The following is a 20917-nucleotide window of genomic DNA, read 5'->3' on the forward strand; positions in this document are numbered from 1 at the left end:
GACACCCAGGACGGACTCGCCCCCTCGGGCGCGAAGGCCCGCTACGGCGCGAACGTCGCCGCCATCCGGCTCTCTCAGCAGCTGCAGGCCGAGGGTCGTCCCGCCACGAGCGCCGAGCACCAGGTTCTCGCCCGCTGGTCGAGCTGGGGGGCGGTCCCCGACGTCTTCGACGAGGCCAAGGGCAACTGGGCCAGCGAACGCACCGAGCTGAAATCGTTGCTCACCGGTGATGCGTACGCGGAGGCGCGGCGCACGACGATCAACGCCCACTACACCGACCCGGCCTACGTGCGCGAAATCTGGTCGGCCCTGACGGGGCTGGGCTTCGAGGGCGGCCAGGTCCTCGAACCCGGTGCGGGCTCAGGCACGTTCATTGGGTTGGCCCCAGGCAGCGCCCGGATGACCGGGGTCGAGCTGGACAGCACGACGGCAGCGATTGCGAGTGGTCTCTACCCGCAGGCCGAGATCCGTGCGGAGTCCTTCGCCGACAGTCGGTTCCCGGCCGGGTATTTCGATGCCGCGGTCGGCAACGTTCCGTTCGCCGATGTCCGCCTGCATGACCCCGCACACAACGCGGGCCGGCACTCGATCCACAATCACTTCATCATCAAGTCCCTCGCCTTGACCCGGCCTGGCGGCCTGGTCGCGGTGCTGACCAGTCACTACACGCTCGACGCGCAGAACCCGGCCGCACGCCGGGAGATGAATGCGATGGCCGATCTCGTCGGTGCCGTGCGGTTACCGTCCGGCGCGCACCGCCGCTCCGCCGGCACCGACGTCGTGACCGACCTGCTCGTCTTCCGCCGCCGCGAGATCGGCCAGCCCGCGGTGTCGCAGTTGTGGGAAACGGTCACCGCTCACCAGGTCGACGAGCAGATGGTGAAAGTCAACTCCTACTTCGATCAACGCCCCGAGAACATCCTCGGCGAGGTCCACGTCGGTACCGGGATGTACGGCAACGAAACGTTGCACGTCACGGCCACCGACCTCCAGGCCACACCCACCGCGTTCCGTACCGCTCTGGCAGGGGTTGTCGCGGATGCCACCGAGGCCGGCCAGTTGATGACTGCTCGCAGTGCCCTGTCCGAGCGGAAACTCTCGACCTACCGGCCGGCCGAACCGGCCGAGTGGGACGGCACGATCACCGTCCAGGAACACGGGACGTTCACCATCGTCCGCACCGGTCAGCACGAGCCGCTCCACGTCCCGAAGAACGGGGTCACCGAACTCACGGCGCTGCTCGGCCTTCGCGACGCGGGGACAGCTCTCCTGGCGGCGGAGTCCATCACGGTGGACGACACCGACGAGATCGTCGCCGCCCGGACAACTCTCCGCGACCGGTACGACACCTACAAGGCGACCTACGGGCCCCTCAACCGGTTCACCTTGCGCCCCACAGGCCGTGACGATCCGGAAACAGGCGAACCGGGGATGGCCCGCATCACGCCGACCCCCGCCCGGATCCTGCGGAAAGACCCCTTCGGGCCCCTGGTGATGGCGCTGGAGAACTTCGACGAGGAACGACAGAGCGCCGCGCCTGCAGCGATGCTCAAACAGCGCGTCGTGGCACCACGCCCCACCACGCGCGGCGCAGAAACCCCAGCCGAGGCCATCACGCTCAGCCTGGACCGGACGGGCCGCATCGACCTAGAAACGATCGCGCACCTGCTCGGCCAGGACCAGAGCGAAGCGCGCGCCGGCCTGGGGGAGATGGTCTACGACGACCCGATAACCGGCCAGCTCATCCACGCACCCGAGTACCTCTCCGGTGACGTACGCGTCAAGCTCGATGCCGCGCAGGCCGCCGCGCAAACCAACCCCGAGCAGTACACGGCCAACGTGAACGCGTTGGCCGCGGCCTTGCCGGAGAAGCTCACGATGGAGCAAATCCGGGCGCGCATGGGAGCCGTGTGGATCGACGCCGACACGCACAAACAGTTCCTGCAGGAGCTCCTCCGCGACCGAGGCCTGAGGGTCGAGAACCCGATGGCGGGCATGTGGGAAGTGCGCGGCAACCGTCAGAGCCTCCGGGCCACCAGCGAATGGGGCACCAAACGTCGCCCCGCAACCGACATCGCCCAGGCTCTGATGGAGCAGAAGCCCCTCATCGTCCGCGACGACATCGAAGAGCTGGGCAAGAAGAAAAGCGTCGTGAACGCTTTGGAGACGACGGCCGCGCAGGAGAAAGCCGACAACCTGCAGGAACGGTTCGCCAACTGGATCTGGGAAGACCCCGAGCGAGCGACACGCCTCACGGACGAGTACAACCGCCGGTTCAACTCGATCGCGCTCCGCGACTACAGCCACGAGGGCGACTATCTGACGTTGCCCGGTGTGGCGTTGAACTTCGTCCCGCGGTCGCACCAGCGCGCCGCGGTCGCACGGATGCTCTCCGAACCGGCCGTGGGGTTGTTCCACCAAGTCGGTGCGGGCAAGACCGCGGAAATGGTCATGGGCACCATGGAGCTTGGCCGGATGGGACTCATCACCAAACCGGTGGTCGTCGTTCCCAACCACATGCTCGAGCAGTTCGCCCGCGAGTGGCTCCAGATCTACCCGCAGGCCCGCATCCTCGCCGCGTCCAGCGATGACCTCGCCGGCGACAAGCGACGCCTGTTCGTCGCCCGCGCGGCCGCGAACGACTGGGACGCGATCATCATGACCCGCACCGCATTCCTCCGCATCCCGCTCTCACCCGCGACCGAGGCGGACTACGTCAACCGTGAGGTATCCGCCGTGCGAACGGTGCTCGAAGCGGCCACCGGTGACGACGCGATGACGGTGAAACGCCTCGAGAAGACCTTGATGGCGTTGGAAGAGAAGTTCAAGAAACTCACCGACAAGCCCCGCGACCCAGGCATCACATTCGAGTCCACCGGCATCGACTACGTCGTCGTGGACGAGATGCACGACTATAAGAACCTCGCCACCGCGTCCAACATCAGGGACGCCGCCATCACGGGCGCGGATCGCGCGATCGACCTGCACATGAAGCTCGAGTACCTGCGCTCCCAGCACGGCGACCGCGTCGTCACCGTGGCCACGGCCACCCCGCTGGCCAACAGCATCACCGAGGCGTATGTGATGCAGCGCTACCTCCGGCCCGACCTGCTCGAGAACGCCGGCATCGGACACTTCGACGCCTGGGCGGCGACGTTCGGGCAGACGGTGACCGAGATGGAGATGGCGCCTACCGGTGGCGGTAACTTCCGGTTGAAGACCAGGTTCGCGAAGTTCCAGAACGTGCCCGAAATGCTCCGGATGTGGCACGTGTTCGCGGACGTCAAGACCGCCGAGGACCTCAAGCTCCCGACACCGTTGTTGCGTGAGCGTGCGGATGGGCAGCGGGTGCCCGAGAACATTGTGCTGCAGCCGGGTCCGGAGCTCGAGGCGTATATCGCGGAGATTGGTGAGCGGGCCGAGCGGGTGGCGAATAAGTCGGTGCGGCCCGAGGAAGACAACATGCTCAAGATCTCCACGGACGGTCGGAAGGCTGCCCTGGACGTGCGTATGGTCGGTGGCGACCAACCGGGTGGGCCGACGAAGATCGACGCGGTCGCTCACCAGGTGCTGCGCATCTGGAACGACACCAAGCACCTCACCTACCTCGACGACGTCACCAAAGAGCCATCGCTGACGCCAGGCGCGCTGCAGCTGGTTTTCAGCGACCTGGGCACGCCGAAACCTGACCGGTGGAACGCGTACGACGAACTGCGGGCGAAGCTCGTCGACGGCGGGATGCCCGCCGAGTCCATCCGGTACATTCACGAGGCCAAAACCGACCCCGACAAGGCACGCCTGTTCGCGGCCGCGCGGGCCGGGCATGTGGCCGTGCTCGTCGGGTCGACCGCGAAGATGGGTGTTGGCACGAATGTGCAGGCCCGCGCGATCGCCCTGCATCACATGGACTGCCCGTGGCGCCCCGCGGACATCGAACAGCGCGACGGCCGCATTGTGCGGCAGGGAAACCAGAACCCTGAGATTGGTCTCTACCGGTACGTCGTCGAGCGCAGCTTCGACAGCTACATGTGGCAGACCGTCGAGCGGAAAGCGAAGTTCATTTCCCAGATCATGCGCGGCCGGCTCGACATGCGCGAGATCGAAGACATCGGTGACGTCGCCCTCGGTGCGGCCGAGACGAAAGCACTCTCGTCCGGGAACCCGCTCCTGATGGAGCAGTCCGTCGCCAACAACGACGTCTCCAAGCTGCAACGCCTCGAGCGCGCCTGGCAGCGCAACCAGACCAACCTTGCCAGTATGCGCGTCAGAGCCACCACCCAGCTCGGAACGCTGGACCGCCACATCGACGCGCTGACGGCCGCGCTCCCACGCGCCGTGGACACCAGCGATGACCTCTTCCAGATGACGGTCGCCGGCCGAGACTACGGCAAACGAGCGGACGCGGGCATCGCGATCGGGGAGTGGGCGGCACGCAACGGCGTGGGCTACCTGCCCACAAATGTCGACCGGAACCTGGGGAATCTCGGCCACGTCGGCGGGTTCCCCATCGACGTCACCTCACGCACTTCTTTGGGCCAGGTGCGCATCGTCGCTGAGCTCCGCGACGTACCCGGGGCGAGCGTGAACGTGCCGCGGGACCAGTTCTCCGAAGCCGGTGTCGGGTTCGTGCGGCAGCTCGAGAACCGGGCCGCATCACTGCCCAAACTGATCGCCGAGACCAAGCAGAAACGCGTCGAGGCCGAGACCACCATCACGGAGGTCGACGCGCGAATCGGCGACCCGTTCAAACACAGCGACGACCTCCACGAAGCGCAGACCCGGCAAGCCCGCGTCCTCACGGACCTCGCGGCCCTGGCCAACGACCAGAACCAGCGCACAGAGACGACCGGCGATGCCGCGCCAGCTCGTGCGGATGAACAGGCGACCGGGCGTGATCGGATGAAGAAACTCGCCGAGCGAGCTCGGACCAGAGCCGAAGGCGGCGACCAGGACGAGCACGGGGATCAAGGCCCCGAGATCAGGGCAAGCCCGCCACGACCTCAGGTGTAGCGGCCTGGTGTTATGTGGGCGGTTTCTTCCAGTTCGATGGTTAGGCTCTGCACGCTGGACCGGAAGGACTCGAACCCCAAGTCCCGGGACGAGCGGAATCTGACCCACTGTGCGGCCCGGTCGGCAGTGCGACGTCGGCCCTTCTGCCTCGCGTGGGGTTCAGGATTGCTTGAAAAGTAAATACCTACTATACTTTTCAAGTATGAGTGTGGTGGTTGAGCCGATCCTTGAGGATCTAGCTTCCGGGCAGTGGGGGCTGTTTACGGCTGCTCAGGCGCGGGTGCGACTGGTGAGCCGCGCTAATCTGTCCCACCGGGAACGTGATGGGCGTCTCGTGCGGCTCGCGCACGGGGTGTACCGGCTGGGTGGGGTGCCGGTGGCGCCTCTGGATGAGCTGCGGGCGGCTTGGATGTCGACGGAGCCGGAGAAGCTGGCTTGGGAGCGGGTCGATGCTCCGGAGGTCGTGGTTGGAGGGGCAGCAGCGGCCGCAGTGCATGAGTGTGGCGATATTGAACCGGCGCCGTACCGACTATTTTCGCGCGGTCGGCGTCAGACTCAACGGGCGGACATTGCGTACCGGCAGCGCGTGCTGGATCCAGAGGATGTTGTTGTGGTGGGGGGACTTCCGGTGACGAGTATCGAGCGCACCGTCGCTGATCTCGTCGATGAGGTTGGGGATCTCTCCCTGGTCGGTGATGTGCTCGCGGACGCGACCCGGGGAGATCGCGCGGTTGACCTGGACCGCCTTGTCCACCTGCTGGCCCCCTACGCGGCACGGTATGGGCACTCTCGCGGGGATGGGTCAGCGCTGCTGGAACAACTCCGCAGGAGTGCGGGCATCGACGATGTTGCTGTTGCTCGCGCACTGGTGCAACGTCCCGCTGTTGGCGCTGCCCTGGCAAACGTCATCAGCCGAGAAGTTGCAGAACAGCTTCGAGTCATTGCCGCTCAGTTTCAATCCCAGCTGGGGGAGAACGCTCAGTTCCGCGAACAAATAGACCTGATGCTTGCGCCCCTGCACGAGCAGAGCCGTGTCGTCTCCGAGATCGCGGACACGGTGCTTGCGCCGGTCCTTCGACAGAATCGAGAGCAGATGAATCAGATCACGAAGACGATCGCATCACAGCTACCCACCATCACGATGCCGAGGCCCACAATGCCAGTCATAAATTTCCGCACCGATACGCAGACCGATGAGTAACGGCCAGCCGTACCCGGATGGGCGGGCGGTGCTGTCCGCGATCAAGGAGAAGGCGCTCTCCGCGCATCGCAGCGGGGTGGGAACGTCGGTTCAGAGCCTCATTGAACTGGCAATTTTCGATCGCTTTCTCTGCCGGGTGTTCTCCGCCCGGGACTGCCCGTTTGCTCTGAAGGGTGGCACCAGCATGCTGGCGAGGCTTCCTGGGGCGAGGCGGACGAGAGACGTTGACTTGGAGACGGCGGAGATGAGTATTGACGAGGCCATCACGCAACTCCGTGCGACGGTCAGCGTCGACCTGGGGGATCATCTGGAGTTCCGATATCTGCGCCACCGGGACACGGGCGGACGCAATCAGCCTGAACTCCAGGCGGCCGCAGTCACCTTCAGCGTCACAGTGCGTGGCGCTGGAACCCAGAACCCCGTCCATGTTGATCTGGCTATCCACAAACGCACGCCCGCGGCACCGCTGGATAAGATCACCTCGGCTTTCAGACTCGACATGTCTCGCCTCGGCCCCGTCGTGGCGTATCAGGCGATCGCTGTCGAGGATCAGATCGCTGACAAGGCGTGCGCCACCCTCTCGATCTACGGCGGGTAATCCTCGACCCGATCGAAAGATCTCGTCGACCTGGCCATCCTCGCCCGAACAATGCGCATCAACGCGCGGCAACTACGCATCAGTGTTCATACCGAAGCGCTCCACCGGCACCTTTCAGCATTCACAACGCTCGTGGTGCCGCGATCCATGACTGATGGGTACGGCAAAGTTGCCCGAACAGTCCCACTTCTGGGCGATCTCCTCAACCCCGACGACGCAATTTCTGTTGTCAACGCGATGCTGCAGCCAGCTCTCAGCGGGGATATCACGGACGGCCAATGGGACCCCACGCAACAGCAGTGGGTCGATCAGCACTAACGATTGAGCACCAGGCCTTCAGCCGGCAGCCGCACCAAGGTGCGGCGCTGTGTCGCTGAGAGCGGTGGTCTCCCGGCCGCTAGCGCGCTCACAAAAGAGCGGGCCGACCACCCCGCTCGAGCGGCCTCACATCCAGGGATTGGCGAAGGCCCACTGCAATCGCGGTGGGCCCTCAACCATCAAAGTAGCCGACGCCACTGACAACGCCACCTCAAGCGGCGCGTTCCACAGGGCGGAGGCTGGCGACTGCCCGGACCGATTGCAGGCCAGGAGCGGGGCCGCGCGGGTCTGTGCCGGTCGAGGGTGTCACGCTGCGCTCGCGGGAGCAACTCGCCCCGTTCCTGCAGGAGCCGCAGTGCCCGGGTTGGAAGTCGGTTCACGAGCTGCCGAAGATCGGCACGTTCGGCGGTTAGCCGAGACATAACGTCACCTTCATCTGCCCGGCCCTGGGGTGCGCCGCAGCCTCGAACGCGCTCTGGGCATCCTCGTAGGAGTAGGGCGTGCCCAGATACGCGCCCACCAGTTCGGGATGCTTGGCCACATAGGCATCAGCAGCGCCGAGCACCCGTCGACGATGAACCACGGGAGTGACGCCGGAGATCAGACGGGCGTTCTTTCGCAGGAACTGGTCCATGGGGAAGGGATACACGCGATCGTTCGGGATGCCGAAGTAGAAGATCGTGCCCCCCCAGGCTAAGGCCTCCACGGCGCTGGTCAGAGTCTCGACCTGGTGTCCGACCGCTTCCACGATGACATCGGGCCGCTCTGATTCGGCGAGTGCGCCGGCCCAGGTCTCGGCGTCAGCGTGGACGACCTCGTCGAGCCCGAAGACGGCCCGGACGTCGGATCGGTCGACCCGATCCACACCGACGACGCGAGACGCGCCTCGTGACTTCACCACGTGCGCGAAGAGCGCGCCGATGGGCCCCACGCCCAGCACTGCCACAGACCTGCCGGCGAGGTCACCCAACTGGTCGACGGCGTACAGCACGCAGGCGAGTGGCTGGAGCATGACTGCGATCGTCGCATCGAGATCCTTCGCGATGGCGTGGAGGCTCGCCCCCCGCGAGACCACGAACTCCGCAAGCCCGTCGGAAGAGGAAGCCCACCCGACGGCCCTGTCTCCCACCGAGATCCCCGCGTCTGCTGAGGCGACGACCTCGCCCACGATCTCGTGCAGCGGAAAACCCGGTTGCGCCGGGTCGCCCGTTCTGGCGAGGGGATTCGGGCGGCCGCGGAAGAACGGCAGATCACTTCCGCAGACCCCGCCCGCCAGGCTGCGCAGCAGCACCTCGCCCTGCTGCAAGTGCGCCTCTACGGGAGCCGGAACGACCCGCGTCTCGAATGTCGACGGGCCCGTCAGTTCGAGGGCCCACATGGATGCACCAATCGCCACTTGCTCTTCTTCCGTACTCTTTACAGGGACCGCCTCGCGCAGCAAACGGTAGCATGTTACTGCCGGGATTAGTAGCATGCTACTCGTGCACCCTTCCTCGATCGCGCCCTCCGCCGCTCCCTCAGCCAGCCGGGATCCGCTCGTAGCCGACCTCGTCGACGCGCTGCACCGGGCCGGTGTGGAGAGCGTGGACGGGTCGACGAGGCGCCGAGCCGAGTACTCGACCGACGCCTCGAACTATCGCGTCGTGCCCCTGGCCGTCGTTTTTCCCCGCACGACCGACGAGATCGAAGGTGCGCTGACTGTAGCCCGTGACCGTGGCACCCCGGTGACGATGCGCGGAGGCGGCACGTCGGTGGCCGGGAACGCGGTGGGCCCGGGACTCGTGCTGGACACCTCGCGCCACCTCGGCCGCATTGTGGAGATCGATCCGGAGGCCCGAACCGCGGTGGTGGAACCGGGTGCGGTTCTCGGCGCACTCCAGTCCCGGGCTGCTCCGTTCGGACTGCGGTTCGGCCCCGATCCGTCCACGTGGGCTCGCTGCACCATCGGCGGCATGATCGGCAACAACGCCTGCGGACCGCGCGCACTTGCCTTCGGCCGCACTGCCGACAACGTCGTCGACCTCGATGTCATCGACGGCGCCGGGCGCCGGTTCCGCGCGGGGTCGGGCTACGCGGACGTTCCCGGGCTGGAGGAGTTTGTCCACGGCAATCTCGACATCTTCCGCACCGAGCTGGGCCAGTTCGGCAGGCAGATCTCGGGTTACTCGCTCGAGCACCTCCTGCCGGAGAACGGCAGGAATCTCGCGCGCGCCCTGGTGGGCACGGAGGGGACCTGCGTGGTCATGCTCGGCGCAACGGTTCGACTCGTCGAGATTCCTCGCGAACCCGTTCTCGTCGTGCTGGGGTATCCGAGCATGGTGCACGCGGCAGACGCGGTGCCCGCGCTCATCGGTCATGGCGCCATGGCGATCGAGGGCCTGGACGCCCGGATCCTGGGGGTCCTGCGAGCCAAGAACGGGGCAGCGAGCGTTCCGGATCTTCCGGCCGGATCGGGGTGGCTGCTCGTCGAGATCGCCGACCGCGAGCCCGGGGATGCCATGAGCAGGGCTGCGGCGCTCGCGGCTGTCGCGGGAACATCGGCGGTACGGATTCTCCGGGCCGGTCCCGAAGCGCGCGCGATCTGGCGCACCCGCGAAGACGGAGCCGGTCTGGCTGGCCGCACCCAGTCGAACCGCCAGGCGTGGCCGGGCATCGAAGACGCGGCCGTGCCCCCCGAGAACCTCGGCAAGTACCTCCGTGACTTCGAGAAGCTCACCGATTCCTACGGTCTCGAGGGCATGCCGTACGGCCACTTCGGCGATGGCTGCGTCCACGTGCGACTCGACATCCCGCTGGAGACCGACGGTGCCGTGCTGCGGTCGTTCATGATGGATGCGGCGACCCTCATCGCGAGCTATGGCGGCTCCCTCGCCGGGGAGCACGGTGACGGTCGCGCCCGCAGTGAGATGCTCCACCACATGTACTCGCCCCGGATGCTCGCCGCATTCGCCGCCTTCAAGAACGTCTTCGATCCTGCGGACATCCTCAATCCGGGTGTCATCGTGCGGCCGGCGAAGCTCGATCACAACCTCCGGCGACCGGCGGCGCTCACCGTCTCCAAGGTGAACGGCATGGCATTCACGCACGACGACGGCAATCTCACACGCGCCGTGCATCGGTGCGTCGGTGTCGGCAAGTGCCGTGCCGACAACTCGGCCTCGGCCGGGTTCATGTGCCCGTCGTACCAAGCCACCCGTGACGAGAAGGACTCCACGCGTGGGCGCGCCCGAGTGCTGCAGGAGATGATGAACGGAACGCTCATCACCGACAGCTGGCGTTCCCCCGAGGTGCACGCGGCGCTCGACCTCTGCCTCTCCTGCAAGGCCTGCGCGAGCGATTGCCCCGCTGGTGTGGACATGGCGGCGTACAAGTCCGAGGTGCTCCACCGCTCGTACCAGGGCCGGCTGCGGCCGATCTCGCACTACACGCTCGGGTGGATGCCGAGATGGGCGAGATTGGCCACTCGATTCGGGCCGATCGCCAACGCCGCGATCTCGATCCGGGGCGTGGAGAAGTTCGCGCTGTTCGTCGGCGGTATGGACACCCGGCGGTCCATCCCGCGCTTCGCTCGCACGCCGTTCCGGTCCTGGTGGAGACGCCGAGCCGCCGCGGTGCCGCGCAGGAAGAAGGTCGTGCTGTGGACCGACACGTTCTCGGACAATTTCTCCCCCGACATCGCCCGGTCGGCGGTGGCGCTGCTGGAGGGAGCCGGATACGAGGTGATCGCCCCGGAACGGCCCGTGTGCTGCGGCCTGACCTGGATCACGACCGGTCAGCTCGTCGCGGCCCGCCGTATGCTCGGCGACCTGGTCGACCAGTTCCATGGCTATGCGCTGGACGGCGTTCCCGTGCTCGGCCTCGAGCCGTCGTGCACGGCCGTGGTGCGCTCGGACCTCGTCGAGCTCCTGCCCGATGACTCCAGGTCGGCGGGCGTCGCAGCGAACATGTTCACCCTCGCCGAGCTGCTGACGGCCGCGGAGCCGATCGGTCCCGGTAGCGCGTGGCGACGACCGGATCTCACGGGAACCACCCTCGTCGTCCAACCGCACTGCCACCACCACGCGGTGATGGGCTTCACTCCTGACGAGCAACTGCTCATCGAGCTCGGAGCCACCACCACTGTTCTGGCGGGATGCTGCGGGCTCGCCGGCAACTTCGGCATGGAGCGCGGGCACTACGAGGTGTCGGTGGCCGTGGCCGAGAACTCGCTCCTTCCTGCGCTCCGAGCCGCGGACGAGTGCACCGTCTTCCTCGCCGACGGGCTGTCGTGCAGGACGCAAGCCGATCACCTGGCGGGCGCCAAGGGCGTGCACCTGGCGGAACTGCTCGCGGGCGCCGCGAGACCGATAGCGTGGGGGGCATGAGCGGCCGAGTCAGCCTGAAGGATCGGGCTTACGCCTACCTGCGCGACTCGATCGTGTCGGGCGAACTGGAGAACGGCTCACACCACTCGGTGTATCGCCTCGCGGATCAACTGGGCATCTCGCGAACACCCGTGCGTGAGGCAGTGCTGCAGTTGGCCGAGGCCGGACTGGTGACCGTCGAGAAGAACCGCGGCATCACGATCCACGGCCTGACCGTGGGCGACGTCCGCGACATCTTCGAACTACGTCTCCTCATCGAGGTGCCCGCGGCCGCCTATGCGGCCACTCACGGCGGCGAAGACTTCCGAGCTCGCCTCCGATTCGAGGCATCCGCCATGGAGACATCATCGGTCGAGAACGACGAGGAGGGATTCCGGTCGCACGATCGCGCCCTTCACGATCACATCGCCGGCGTGCTCGCCAATAGCCGGCTCGCCTCGACCCTGGGCGGGCTGCGTGACGTGACGCGAGCCCATGGCGCCTGGACGGGCAACCGCACACGCGAGCTCAGCGAGATCATCGGTGAGCACGAACACATCGTGGACGCGCTCATGGAGAGGGATCCCGAGCGGGCCGCCCGAGCGATGAGAGAGCACCTCATACGCACCGGGACGCTGCTCATGGAACAGATCGCGCCCGGAACCGGAGAGACCGTCCCGGTCGACTGGTGGAACCGGCTCTGACGAGCCCGCCGCCCCGCCCTACCCCGGAACGTCCCGGTCCTGACCGATATCGAGTTGCTTTGCCTGATCGCGGCCCAGCACCTGCTCGGGATCGCCTCGGACCGGAAATGGATCCGCTACGCACGCACTCACCGCCGAAGCGGGGCAGCCGAACGCGAGTCATCCGGTCCCGTCTGAGCGCACCTCGTGCGCCGGAGGGGCCTTCGTCCTGCGCGGACTCGGACGAGCCAAATTGTTACACGAACGTAATGCGCATTCGTTCGAGGCGATGTATGTTTGTAAAAATAAAAATAAAAGTAACTTTCGAGGAGTGAAAGTGGCCGCAGCAGAGTATTCGAATCAATCAGTGAGTCGCGCCTTCGAGGTTCTCCGTTGCTTCGACATTGCACGCAGGCCTCTCTATATCTCAGCCATAGCCGCGATGACCGGATTGCCGGTTCCCACCGCCTTCCGATTCGTCCGAGTGCTCGAGCACGAGGGCATCGTGGAGAAGCTCGACTCGGGCGCCTACCGTCCCAGCCTGGCTCTGCTCAGGCTCGGGTTCGCAACGCTGGACTCGATGGATCTCGTGCAGTTCGCCGATACGAGGCTCAAGGCACTCGCCGAGGACACGATGGAAACGGTGAACCTCGGCGTTCTCGACCGGCTCGACGTGAGGTACCTGATTCGGATGCGTAATGCGGACCTCGTCACGGCCGACATCCGGGTGGGATCGCTGCTGCCCTCGGCGAGCACGTCGATGGGCAAGCTGCTGCTGGCCTATCTCCCGGAGCCCGAGCTGGAGGCACGTCTCGACCGTCTTGACTACTCGAAGGCCCGCGGTGTCAATGCCATTCGCACCAGCGGCAAGCTCCACACCGAACTCCAGGAGATCCGCGAACGAGGATGGAGTTACCAGGACGAGGAGCTCGAATACGGGTTGCGCTCGATCGCCGCTCCCGTGCGCAACCACCACGGGACGGTCATCGCGGCCATCAACATCGCCGTGCCAGCGAGCCGGTGGTCGATCGTCGAATTGGTCGACAAGTTCCTGGGGCAGCTCGTCGACTGCGGTAACCAGATCTCGAGGGACATCGGCTTCAACCGGGCCTTCGACAACGACACCTTGCTGCATCGTGGCTCGGGTATCACGTCCTCCTCAGCCGGGGCGGCGACCGAAACGGTACAGGAATTGGGGGGTACGGCAGAGTGAGTGAGTGGCTCCAACTGGCAGGCAAACGGGTCATGGTCGCGGGGGGCGGAGGCCTGGGCGCCGCACTGTGCGCGGCGTTCGCAGACGTCGGAGCGTCGGTCTTCGTGGTTGACCGTGACCCGGATGTACTCGCGACCGCGCTCGACTCGTGCCCGGACGGCGTACTGGGACAGACCGCGGACGTCGGTACGAAAGCTGGTGCGGATGCCGCCGTGGTGAGTGCGGTGGCCGCGCTCGGTGGTCTCGACGTCCTCGTCCACGCCGTCGGCATCAATCTCAGGCAGGCGATCGTCGACATCGACGTCGAGAGCTGGCAGCTCACGCAGGATGTGAACACGGCGAGCTTCCTGTGGCTGGCGAAAGCCGCTAAGACCGAGCTCGAAGGCGGGGGACGGGTCGTCACGATCTCCTCGGTCTCCGGCACGCTCGCCCACCCCGACCACGGCTCGTACGCGGCGAGCAAGGGCGCGCTGAACCAGCTAGTCCGCGTGATGGCCGTCGAGTGGGCTGCCTCCGGGATCGCCATCAACGCGGTCGCGCCCGCGTACACGATCACTCCTCTCACCGAGGCCTACGTCGCGCGCCCCGGACGGCTCGAGGCACTCGTCAAGAGGGTCCCCGCAGGGAGGCTGGGACTTCCCGAGGACGTGGTCGGGCCCGTGCTCCTGCTCGCATCATCCCGGGCCGAATTCGTGACCGGGCAAGTCATCAACGTCGACGGCGGACGGACCCTCGACTGATGAACATGCACACCGACCGGAGGAAACCACCAATGGAGAACCAACGCACGGCGATCCACGAGACCGCTCTCGCGGGCGAACCGCTCGACTGCCTCATCATCGACGCGCACGCGCATGTCCAGAACGCTTCCAACGTCGCGGCGTACACTCCGAACCCCTACGGGGACGGGCTCCTGAAGTCGATGGATGCCCTCGGCATCGACGTGGCATGCATGAGCGTGCTGGGCGCGGGGGACCAGAACAGCATCATGCTCGACCTGGTGTCGGAGCATCCGGACCGCTTCGCCGGGTTCGTGCTCATCAATCCGCGCTATCCGGACGACATCCTCCCGGTGTTGGAGTCGTGCTTCTCCAACCCCGCGGTGAAGGGTATCGGTGAGGTTCACCCGACCTCGTACTCCCACGACTATCCCGTGACCGGGTCGGCCTACGTTCCCGTCTGGGAGTTCGCGCACCAGCGGAACCTTCCCGTGCTCATCCACGCCGGTCCGACCTCCGAGGCGAACCGGTGCCGCCCGAGCGATCTCGGCAAGGTCGCGGCCGCGTACCCTGGCATGAACGTGCTGATCGGCCACGCCGGCGGGTATGACTCGTGGGACATGCTCGATGAAGCGATCGCGACGGCGCGCACCCACGACAACGTCTTCCTCGAGATCTGTGCGATGGGCAGGCACCCGGGTGTCATCGAGTACATCGTGCGGAAGCTCGGCGAGGACAAGGTCGTGTTCGGCACCGACGCACCGTTCCACGACTGGACGGCGGAGATCGCTCACATCGCCTTCTCGAAATTACCTGATCGAGTGAAGGAGAAGGTATTCGGCCTGACGATGGCCGACCTGCTCGCACAAGGGAGGACAGCATGAGCGTCGACCTGAACTTCTTCGACGCCAACTGCGTCGTCGGACGCGTGAGTCGGCCGTCGCCGATGATGCTTCACCAACCCGCCGATATTCTCGCCGAACTCGCTCGGCACGATGTGCGGGAGGCCCTCATCGTGCACGCGCACGCGGTCGAGCGCGCACACGAGGACAACGAGGAGGTGTTCGAGGTCACGCGAGCCTACCCCGGCACCCGAGCATCGTGGGTCGTGCCGCAGCACAGCACCATCGACATCCCCGACCCGGATGAGTACATGTCCGACCTGCTGTCCAAGTCGGTCGCCGCAGTGCGGGTCGCCCCCACGAGGTACAACGGGTACACGGTCGACCCGTGGGCTCTCGGCCCCATCTGGAGCCGATTCGACGCGGTGCGGCTCCCCGTACTCCTGCCCAACAGCGACCTCGGGCGGTACCCGGACGCTCCTGCCGTCGGCTACAGCGCGCGCAATCTCTATGACATGGCCAAGAGCTTCCCGAACACGCCCCTGGTCATTCTGAGGATCAACTTCTCGTCGCTGCGCGTGCTTGCACCGCTCATGCTCGAGTGCCCCAACATCTACGCCGAGATCTCGTTCTTCACGGCCCATCAGGGCATTGAGACGCTCGTCGGCCTCGTCGGCGCCGATCGGTTGATCTTTGGCAGCGGGATGCCGTGGGGACCTCCCGGGCCGGGTATCGTCGCGACCCGTTACGCCGCGATCGCGGAAGAGGACAAGGCGCTCATCGCCGGGGACAACCTGCGGCGCCTCATCGGCGGCATTCGACAGTGAGCCTCACCGACCTGACCTCGATACCGCCGGAGGAGCGGCGCCCCGCAGGTTCCCCGGTGGAGCAGCGTGCTGCGCTCTCAAGGTCCAGCGTATCGGTGCTCATGCGGCCCATCGCCAAACTCCCTGCGGCCGGGACGATCAGCTTTGCCGTGATCGTGCTGCTGTTCCTGGTTGCGGCCGTCGGCCCGATGCTCGTGCCGTACGACCCGATCCGGCAGGACTTCGCCCAGCTGCTCGCCCCGCCGTCCACTCAGCACTGGCTCGGCACGGACCAGCTGGGTCGTGACGTGCTCGCGCGCGTGGTATCCGGTGCGCGGATCTCGCTCCTCATCGGGGTCGCGGCCGTCGCGATCGCAGTGACGCTGGGAACCGTTCTCGGCCTCATCGCCGGTTTCGTGGGCGGGTGGGTCGACAACCTCATCATGCGGATCACGGACCTGTTCCTCGCCTTTCCTGCACTCATCCTGGCGATGGCCGTGTCGGCCGCGCTCGGCCCGAGCCTCACCAACGTCGTGATCGCGGTGAGCGCCACCTGGTGGCCGGAATATGCCCGGCTCGCGCGGAGCGTGGGCATCGTCGAGCGGAACGTGCAGTACGTCGACGCGGCGCGCGTGCTCGGCGTGCGGACCGTACCCATCCTCGTGCGACATGTCTTCCCCGCGGCGGTGCCGCCCCTCCTGGTCAAGGCGACCATGGATGTCGGCATCGCGATCGTCTACGTGGCCGGCCTGAGCTTCATCGGGCTCGGCGTGCAGCCCCCGACCCCGGAGTGGGGCGTGATGATCTCCGAGGGCCGTATCTACATGCAATCGGCCTGGTGGATCGCCACCTTCCCCAGCCTCGCCATCCTGCTCACCGGCTTCGCGTTCAACCTTGCCGGCGAGTCGCTCAGAGACATTCTCGACCCGCGGCACCAACCAACTAGAAGGAGAAAGCGAAATGTACTACAGATCCAAAGCTAGGAAGGTGACGATCGGGGCGGTACTCGCGATCGCATCCATCGGCCTCGTCTCGTGTGCAACTCCCGGGGCGGACGAACCCGCGGCCCCAACGACGCTCCGTATCGGCTGGGGTAGCGAGGTCCTCACCCTCGATCCACCCAATGAGTCCGGGGAGACTGGTATCGCGGTGTTGCATAACGTGTACGACACGCTTGTCGGCTACGACTTCCAGTCCGCCGAGCTCGTGCCGAGCCTCGCCGAGAAATGGGATATCTCGGACGACGGTCTCGTCTACACATTCCATATTGATCCGGATGCCACCTTCGCGACGGGCGACCCGGTCACGGCAGATGACGTGCTCTTCTCGTACCAACGCGTGATCGACTGGCCGGAAGCCGTGCAGGGCGGGCAGATCCGTCCCGCGCTCAGTACGGCGACGATCTCGACGATCGACGATTCGACTGTCGAGATCGCGCTCGCGACCGCCAGCGCAAGCTTCCTGCCCTCGCTCGCCGGGACTGCCGCGAGCATTATCTCCGAGGATCAGGTTGTCGAGGCCGCTGGGGACGACGTCGAGGCCCAGCGGGCCTGGCTCAATGAGAACACTGCGGGGTCGGGTGCCTACCAGTTGGGCGAATGGCTGCCCAGCAGCTACATCCAGCTAGCGGCGAACGAGTCGTGGTGGCGCGGGGTGCCGACGTACGAATCGGTCGAGGTCCAGATCATCGAGGAATCGTCGCAGCAAGCAGCAGCTCTGCAGCAGGGCGACATCAACGTCGCTCTCGACCTGCTCCCACAGCAGGTTCAGGGCTTCGGTGAAGGCTTCGACATCCTGTCGGGTGCGGATCTCTCGACCTACTACCTCGCCATGAATCTCGCGGTGGCACCGTTCGACAGCCTTGAGGTGCGTCAGGCGGTGAAGTACGCCATCGACTACGACAACATCATTGGCGGGCTGCTCGGCGGCCAGGCAGAGCGGGCTGGCGGAGTGATCGGAAAGGGGATGCTGGGCCACGACCCTGCCCTGGCTGATCGCTACGAGTACGACCCTGAGCGAGCACGAGACCTTCTCGAGAAGGCCGGATATGGGGACGGGTTCACGTTCGACCTCTACTACGAGGCGAACGCCACCGTCCGCGGCCTGGGTATCCCGGTGTCAACGATCGCCGAGAAGATTCAGGCCGATCTCGCCGAGGTGGGAGTCACACTCAATATTGTCGCGCAGGACATCACGACGCTCTTCACGGCGTATCGCGCCGGTCAGGTTCCCGCGTTGATGTGGTACTACGGATCGACTGTGCCAGACCCCGACCAGATCGTGAGTGCGCACGGCGATTGGAACGCCCCGGCCCCGAAGCGGGTCGCGTTCAACGATCAGGACATCACCGCCTCGATCCTCGAGGCGCGCACAATGACGGACGAAAAGAAGCGGGCAGAGATCTACATCGCGGTCGGCGAGCGGCTCTCCGATGTTGGACCCTACGCGTTCATGTTCCGCCCGATCGTCGCGGTCGTCACGACTGCTGGCCTCAAGGGCTTCTCGTGGACGCCGATCTGGGGGTTCAACCTTAGTTGAGTTAGCACGCCCCGCCACGGCGGGATCAAACGGACAAACAGAGTAGGAGGTGGAGCAGCATGTACGTCGCACAATTGGTGATCAGGAGGGTTCTCCTGATGATCCCTATCCTCTTGGGCGTCACTTTGGTGACCTTCCTCCTCACCCAGGTGATTCCGTCCGATCCCGCCGCGGCGATCGCGGGCGACACGGCAACAGATGCGCAGGTCGAGGCCGTTCGCCAGCGGCTCGGTCTCGACCAGCCCATCTGGGTGCAGTATGTGACGTATGTGAGCCGGCTCGTGTCCGGCGATCTCGGCACCTCGATCTATACCCAGCGTCCCATCTCGTCCGAGATCGGCGTGTACCTCACAGCGACGATCGAGCTGGCGACTGTGGGCATCCTCATCGCCGTAATCCTTGGAGGCACGCTCGGTGTGCTCGCAGCGGTCCACCGCGGCACGTGGGTCGACCGGTTCGGCAGGCTGTTCGCGATCTTTGGGGCGTCCATGCCGGTGTTTTGGCTCGCGCTCCTGCTCGTGCTCGTCTTCTACAGTCTTCTCGGGTGGCTGCCCGGTGGTGGTCGATTCTCCATGTCTGTCGCCCAACCCGCTCCCATAACCCAGTTCCTCGTCATCGACAGCATCGCCCGTGGCAATCTCACGGCACTGGGTGACGCGTTGTGGCATCTCGCGCTACCCGCTGTGACGCTCGGGATCATGGGGGCGGGTTCACTCGCTCGCGTCATGCGGGCGAGCATGCTCGACGTGCTGTCGCAGGAATACATCAGGGCGGCGAGGGCGAAGGGCCTGACCCGCAAGCGGGTGCTCTACGTGCACGGGGTCCGCAACGCGCTGGTCCCGCTGGTCACCGTCGCCGGACTGGTCTACGGTGCCCTGCTCGGCGGAGCCGTGCTCACCGAGTCGGTCTTCAGCTGGCCCGGTCTCGGCCGGTACGCGGTATCGGCGATGTTTCGGAAGGACTTCCCCGCGCTCATGGCGGTGGTCATCATCATCGCGATCGCCTACGCAATCGTGAACCTCGTCGTCGACGTGCTCTACGTGTTCCTCAATCCCACCATCCGCCGATAGGAGACATCACTCGTGAACCGCACCATCCGCCGCCTCCCCGGAGCGACACTATGAAGGTCATGGTCATCGCCGCACATCCCGACGATGTCGAACTGTGCTGTGCGGGGACGATGGCTCGCCTCGCGCACGCCGGCCACGACCTCGTGCTTGTGCACATGACCTACGGAGACAAGGGCGGGCGGGATGAACCGGACGTTCTCGCACGCACGCGTCATCAAGAGGCGATCGATTCGGCCGCCATGATCGGTGCCGTCGTCGACGGCCGATTCTGCGGGGATCTTGAGCTCTACCCGGACGACGTGACAACGAAGGCCCTCGCCGACGTGTGGCGTAAGCACGATCCGAGCGTGGTGTTCACCCATCGCCCCGACGACTATCACCCCGACCACCGCATCACGGGCGAACTCGCACTCGCGGCAGGCGCGCAGGTAGCGCAGTCGACCCCGATCTGGTTCATGGACACCGTCGGTGGCGTGGAATTCTATCCGACCGACTATGTGGACGTCGCCGCCACCCTCGACCTGAAGGTCGAGATGCTCGAGTGCCACAAGTCCCAGATGACCTGGATGGCGGCCGCTCGCCACGCATCCATGCCGTACATGATCCGCTCGGCCGCCGGCTGGCGGGGGTTGCAGTCGGGGATGGCCGCCGCGGAAGGGTTCCAGCCCGCCCGCGCAGGCGACGCCTGGCCATTCGAGGACGTCACCAGTTTAACTTTCGACAAGGAGGCAGCGCGATGACCGTTGGAGTCGCAGTGTTCGAGTATCACGAGGAGATCGCCGCAGCGCTGGACCGCGCCGCCGCGCTCGGAGTCAGCCAGTGCGAGCTGACGGTGCCGGGGAACATCACGGTGGAGACCGCGGGCAGCGTCGGGGAGTTGCTCACCGAGCGCGGGCTCACGGTCAACTCGGTCGCGAGCCTGAGCAAGATCAACGCGGTGGACACCGATGAGGCCGCCGCCGCCATGGTGGCGCTCCTCGACGCGAGCGTGCGATGCGCTTCGACCCTCGGAGCGCCTAACGCGATCGTGTACTTCGGGGGACATCCGACCCGGCCCATCGACGAGGCGGTGGAGCGGTACGTGCGACTCATCCGTCCCAGTGTCGCGATCGCCGAGAGCCTGGGGGTGACGATACTCATCGAGAACCACTTCAGCCACGCACCGGGAGAAGTCACCAACACCGCGCAGGGGTGCGTCGACCTCGTCACCGCGGTCGGCTCCGACAACTTCGCTGTCAACTTCGACCTGTGCAATTTCGCGATCGGCGGCCAGCAGTTCCCGGCCTCGTACGAGACGCTCAAGCCGCACATCCGCAATGTGCACATCAAGGATGCGCGCAAGTTCGACCCGGTCTCGGACGCCGACTACACCGGTCGCATCGTCACCGACCTCGTGCACGGCGAGTTCATGTTCGTGCCGGTAGGCGAGGGAATCACGCCGAACGCGGAATTGCTGGACCTGCTCGTGCGCGATGGTCTGGATGTGCCCGTCACGATCGAGGCCCATGTTCCCGACGGCCAGCTCGACGACGCCTTCCGCCTAGGTCTGCGGCTGTGCGCATCGAAGGGGGTGTGA

General features: G+C 65.9%; 16 protein-coding genes and 1 pseudogene. 16 read left to right on the forward strand and 1 reads right to left on the reverse strand.

What is annotated here, in order from left to right:
- The first annotated feature begins 63 nt into the window (after window positions 1–63).
- From E3O23_RS01035 to E3O23_RS01050, 4 genes are all read left to right on the forward strand, one after another.
- Window positions 64–5010 (forward strand): helicase, encoded by a 4947-nt coding sequence (locus tag E3O23_RS01035; protein ID WP_420897631.1) that lies wholly within the window; start codon window positions 64–66, stop codon window positions 5008–5010.
- A gap of 202 nt (window positions 5011–5212) precedes the next feature.
- Window positions 5213–6211, forward strand: a complete 999-nt coding sequence (locus E3O23_RS01040; protein ID WP_134486993.1) for a type IV toxin-antitoxin system AbiEi family antitoxin domain-containing protein — start codon at window positions 5213–5215, stop codon at window positions 6209–6211.
- Window positions 6204–6809 (forward strand): nucleotidyl transferase AbiEii/AbiGii toxin family protein, encoded by a 606-nt coding sequence (locus E3O23_RS01045; RefSeq protein WP_134486996.1) that lies wholly within the window; start codon window positions 6204–6206, stop codon window positions 6807–6809. Before E3O23_RS01040 ends, E3O23_RS01045 begins: the two co-directional genes overlap by 8 nt.
- A gap of 51 nt (window positions 6810–6860) precedes the next feature.
- A complete protein-coding gene (locus tag E3O23_RS01050) occupies window positions 6861–7127 on the forward strand; it encodes a hypothetical protein (RefSeq protein WP_134486999.1) in 267 nt (88 codons plus the stop codon).
- 409 nt (window positions 7128–7536) lie between these two features.
- On the opposite strand, the gene E3O23_RS01055 is transcribed toward E3O23_RS01050, so the two are convergent.
- Window positions 7537–8523, reverse strand: a complete 987-nt coding sequence (locus E3O23_RS01055; protein ID WP_198415099.1) for a zinc-binding dehydrogenase — start codon at window positions 8521–8523, stop codon at window positions 7537–7539.
- 85 nt (window positions 8524–8608) lie between these two features.
- Between E3O23_RS01055 and E3O23_RS01060 the strand changes: the two genes are divergently transcribed.
- The 12 genes and pseudogenes from E3O23_RS01060 to E3O23_RS01115 all read left to right on the forward strand — a co-directional run bounded on the left by E3O23_RS01060 (window position 8609) and on the right by E3O23_RS01115 (window position 20917).
- Window positions 8609–11491 carry an FAD-binding and (Fe-S)-binding domain-containing protein gene (locus E3O23_RS01060; protein WP_241983260.1) on the forward strand — a complete coding sequence of 961 codons (2883 nt, stop codon included), beginning with the start codon at window positions 8609–8611 and terminating at the stop codon, window positions 11489–11491.
- Window positions 11488–12174, forward strand: coding sequence for a GntR family transcriptional regulator (locus E3O23_RS01065; RefSeq protein WP_134487006.1), 687 nt, complete (start codon window positions 11488–11490; stop codon window positions 12172–12174). The genes E3O23_RS01060 and E3O23_RS01065 overlap by 4 nt, the downstream gene beginning before the upstream one ends.
- Before the next feature lie 27 nt (window positions 12175–12201).
- A pseudogene (locus E3O23_RS18800) lies at window positions 12202–12306 on the forward strand (IS982 family transposase); the annotation flags it as partial.
- Between the two features lie 136 nt (window positions 12307–12442).
- Window positions 12443–13366: an IclR family transcriptional regulator gene (locus E3O23_RS01075; RefSeq protein ID WP_241983272.1), complete on the forward strand. Its 924-nt coding sequence runs from the start codon at window positions 12443–12445 to the stop codon at window positions 13364–13366.
- The gene (locus E3O23_RS01080) at window positions 13363–14106 is read left to right on the forward strand and encodes an SDR family NAD(P)-dependent oxidoreductase (protein WP_198415100.1); all 744 of its coding nucleotides are present in this window, start codon (window positions 13363–13365) and stop codon (window positions 14104–14106) included. The genes E3O23_RS01075 and E3O23_RS01080 overlap by 4 nt, the downstream gene beginning before the upstream one ends.
- A gap of 32 nt (window positions 14107–14138) precedes the next feature.
- Window positions 14139–14969: an amidohydrolase family protein gene (locus E3O23_RS01085; protein ID WP_166790364.1), complete on the forward strand. Its 831-nt coding sequence runs from the start codon at window positions 14139–14141 to the stop codon at window positions 14967–14969.
- Window positions 14966–15754, forward strand: a complete 789-nt coding sequence (locus E3O23_RS01090) for an amidohydrolase family protein (RefSeq protein ID WP_134487015.1) — start codon at window positions 14966–14968, stop codon at window positions 15752–15754. The genes E3O23_RS01085 and E3O23_RS01090 overlap by 4 nt, the downstream gene beginning before the upstream one ends.
- A complete protein-coding gene (gene nikC / locus E3O23_RS01095) occupies window positions 15751–16716 on the forward strand; it encodes a nickel transporter permease (RefSeq protein WP_134487018.1) in 966 nt (321 codons plus the stop codon). The genes E3O23_RS01090 and nikC overlap by 4 nt, the downstream gene beginning before the upstream one ends.
- Window positions 16717–16720: 4 nt before the next feature.
- Window positions 16721–18271: an ABC transporter substrate-binding protein gene (locus E3O23_RS01100; RefSeq protein WP_166790365.1), complete on the forward strand. Its 1551-nt coding sequence runs from the start codon at window positions 16721–16723 to the stop codon at window positions 18269–18271.
- A 59-nt stretch (window positions 18272–18330) separates the two neighbouring features.
- Window positions 18331–19341 (forward strand): ABC transporter permease, encoded by a 1011-nt coding sequence (locus tag E3O23_RS01105; protein WP_134487024.1) that lies wholly within the window; start codon window positions 18331–18333, stop codon window positions 19339–19341.
- Window positions 19342–19400: 59 nt separating this feature from the next.
- Window positions 19401–20081 carry a PIG-L deacetylase family protein gene (locus E3O23_RS01110; RefSeq protein ID WP_166790367.1) on the forward strand — a complete coding sequence of 227 codons (681 nt, stop codon included), beginning with the start codon at window positions 19401–19403 and terminating at the stop codon, window positions 20079–20081.
- Window positions 20078–20917, forward strand: a complete 840-nt coding sequence (locus E3O23_RS01115) for a sugar phosphate isomerase/epimerase family protein (protein ID WP_134487029.1) — start codon at window positions 20078–20080, stop codon at window positions 20915–20917. Before E3O23_RS01110 ends, E3O23_RS01115 begins: the two co-directional genes overlap by 4 nt.

Origin of the sequence: Cryobacterium tagatosivorans (assembly GCF_004402215.1) — a bacterium.
In the GTDB taxonomy this organism is placed as follows: Bacteria; Actinomycetota; Actinomycetes; order Actinomycetales; family Microbacteriaceae; genus Cryobacterium; species Cryobacterium tagatosivorans.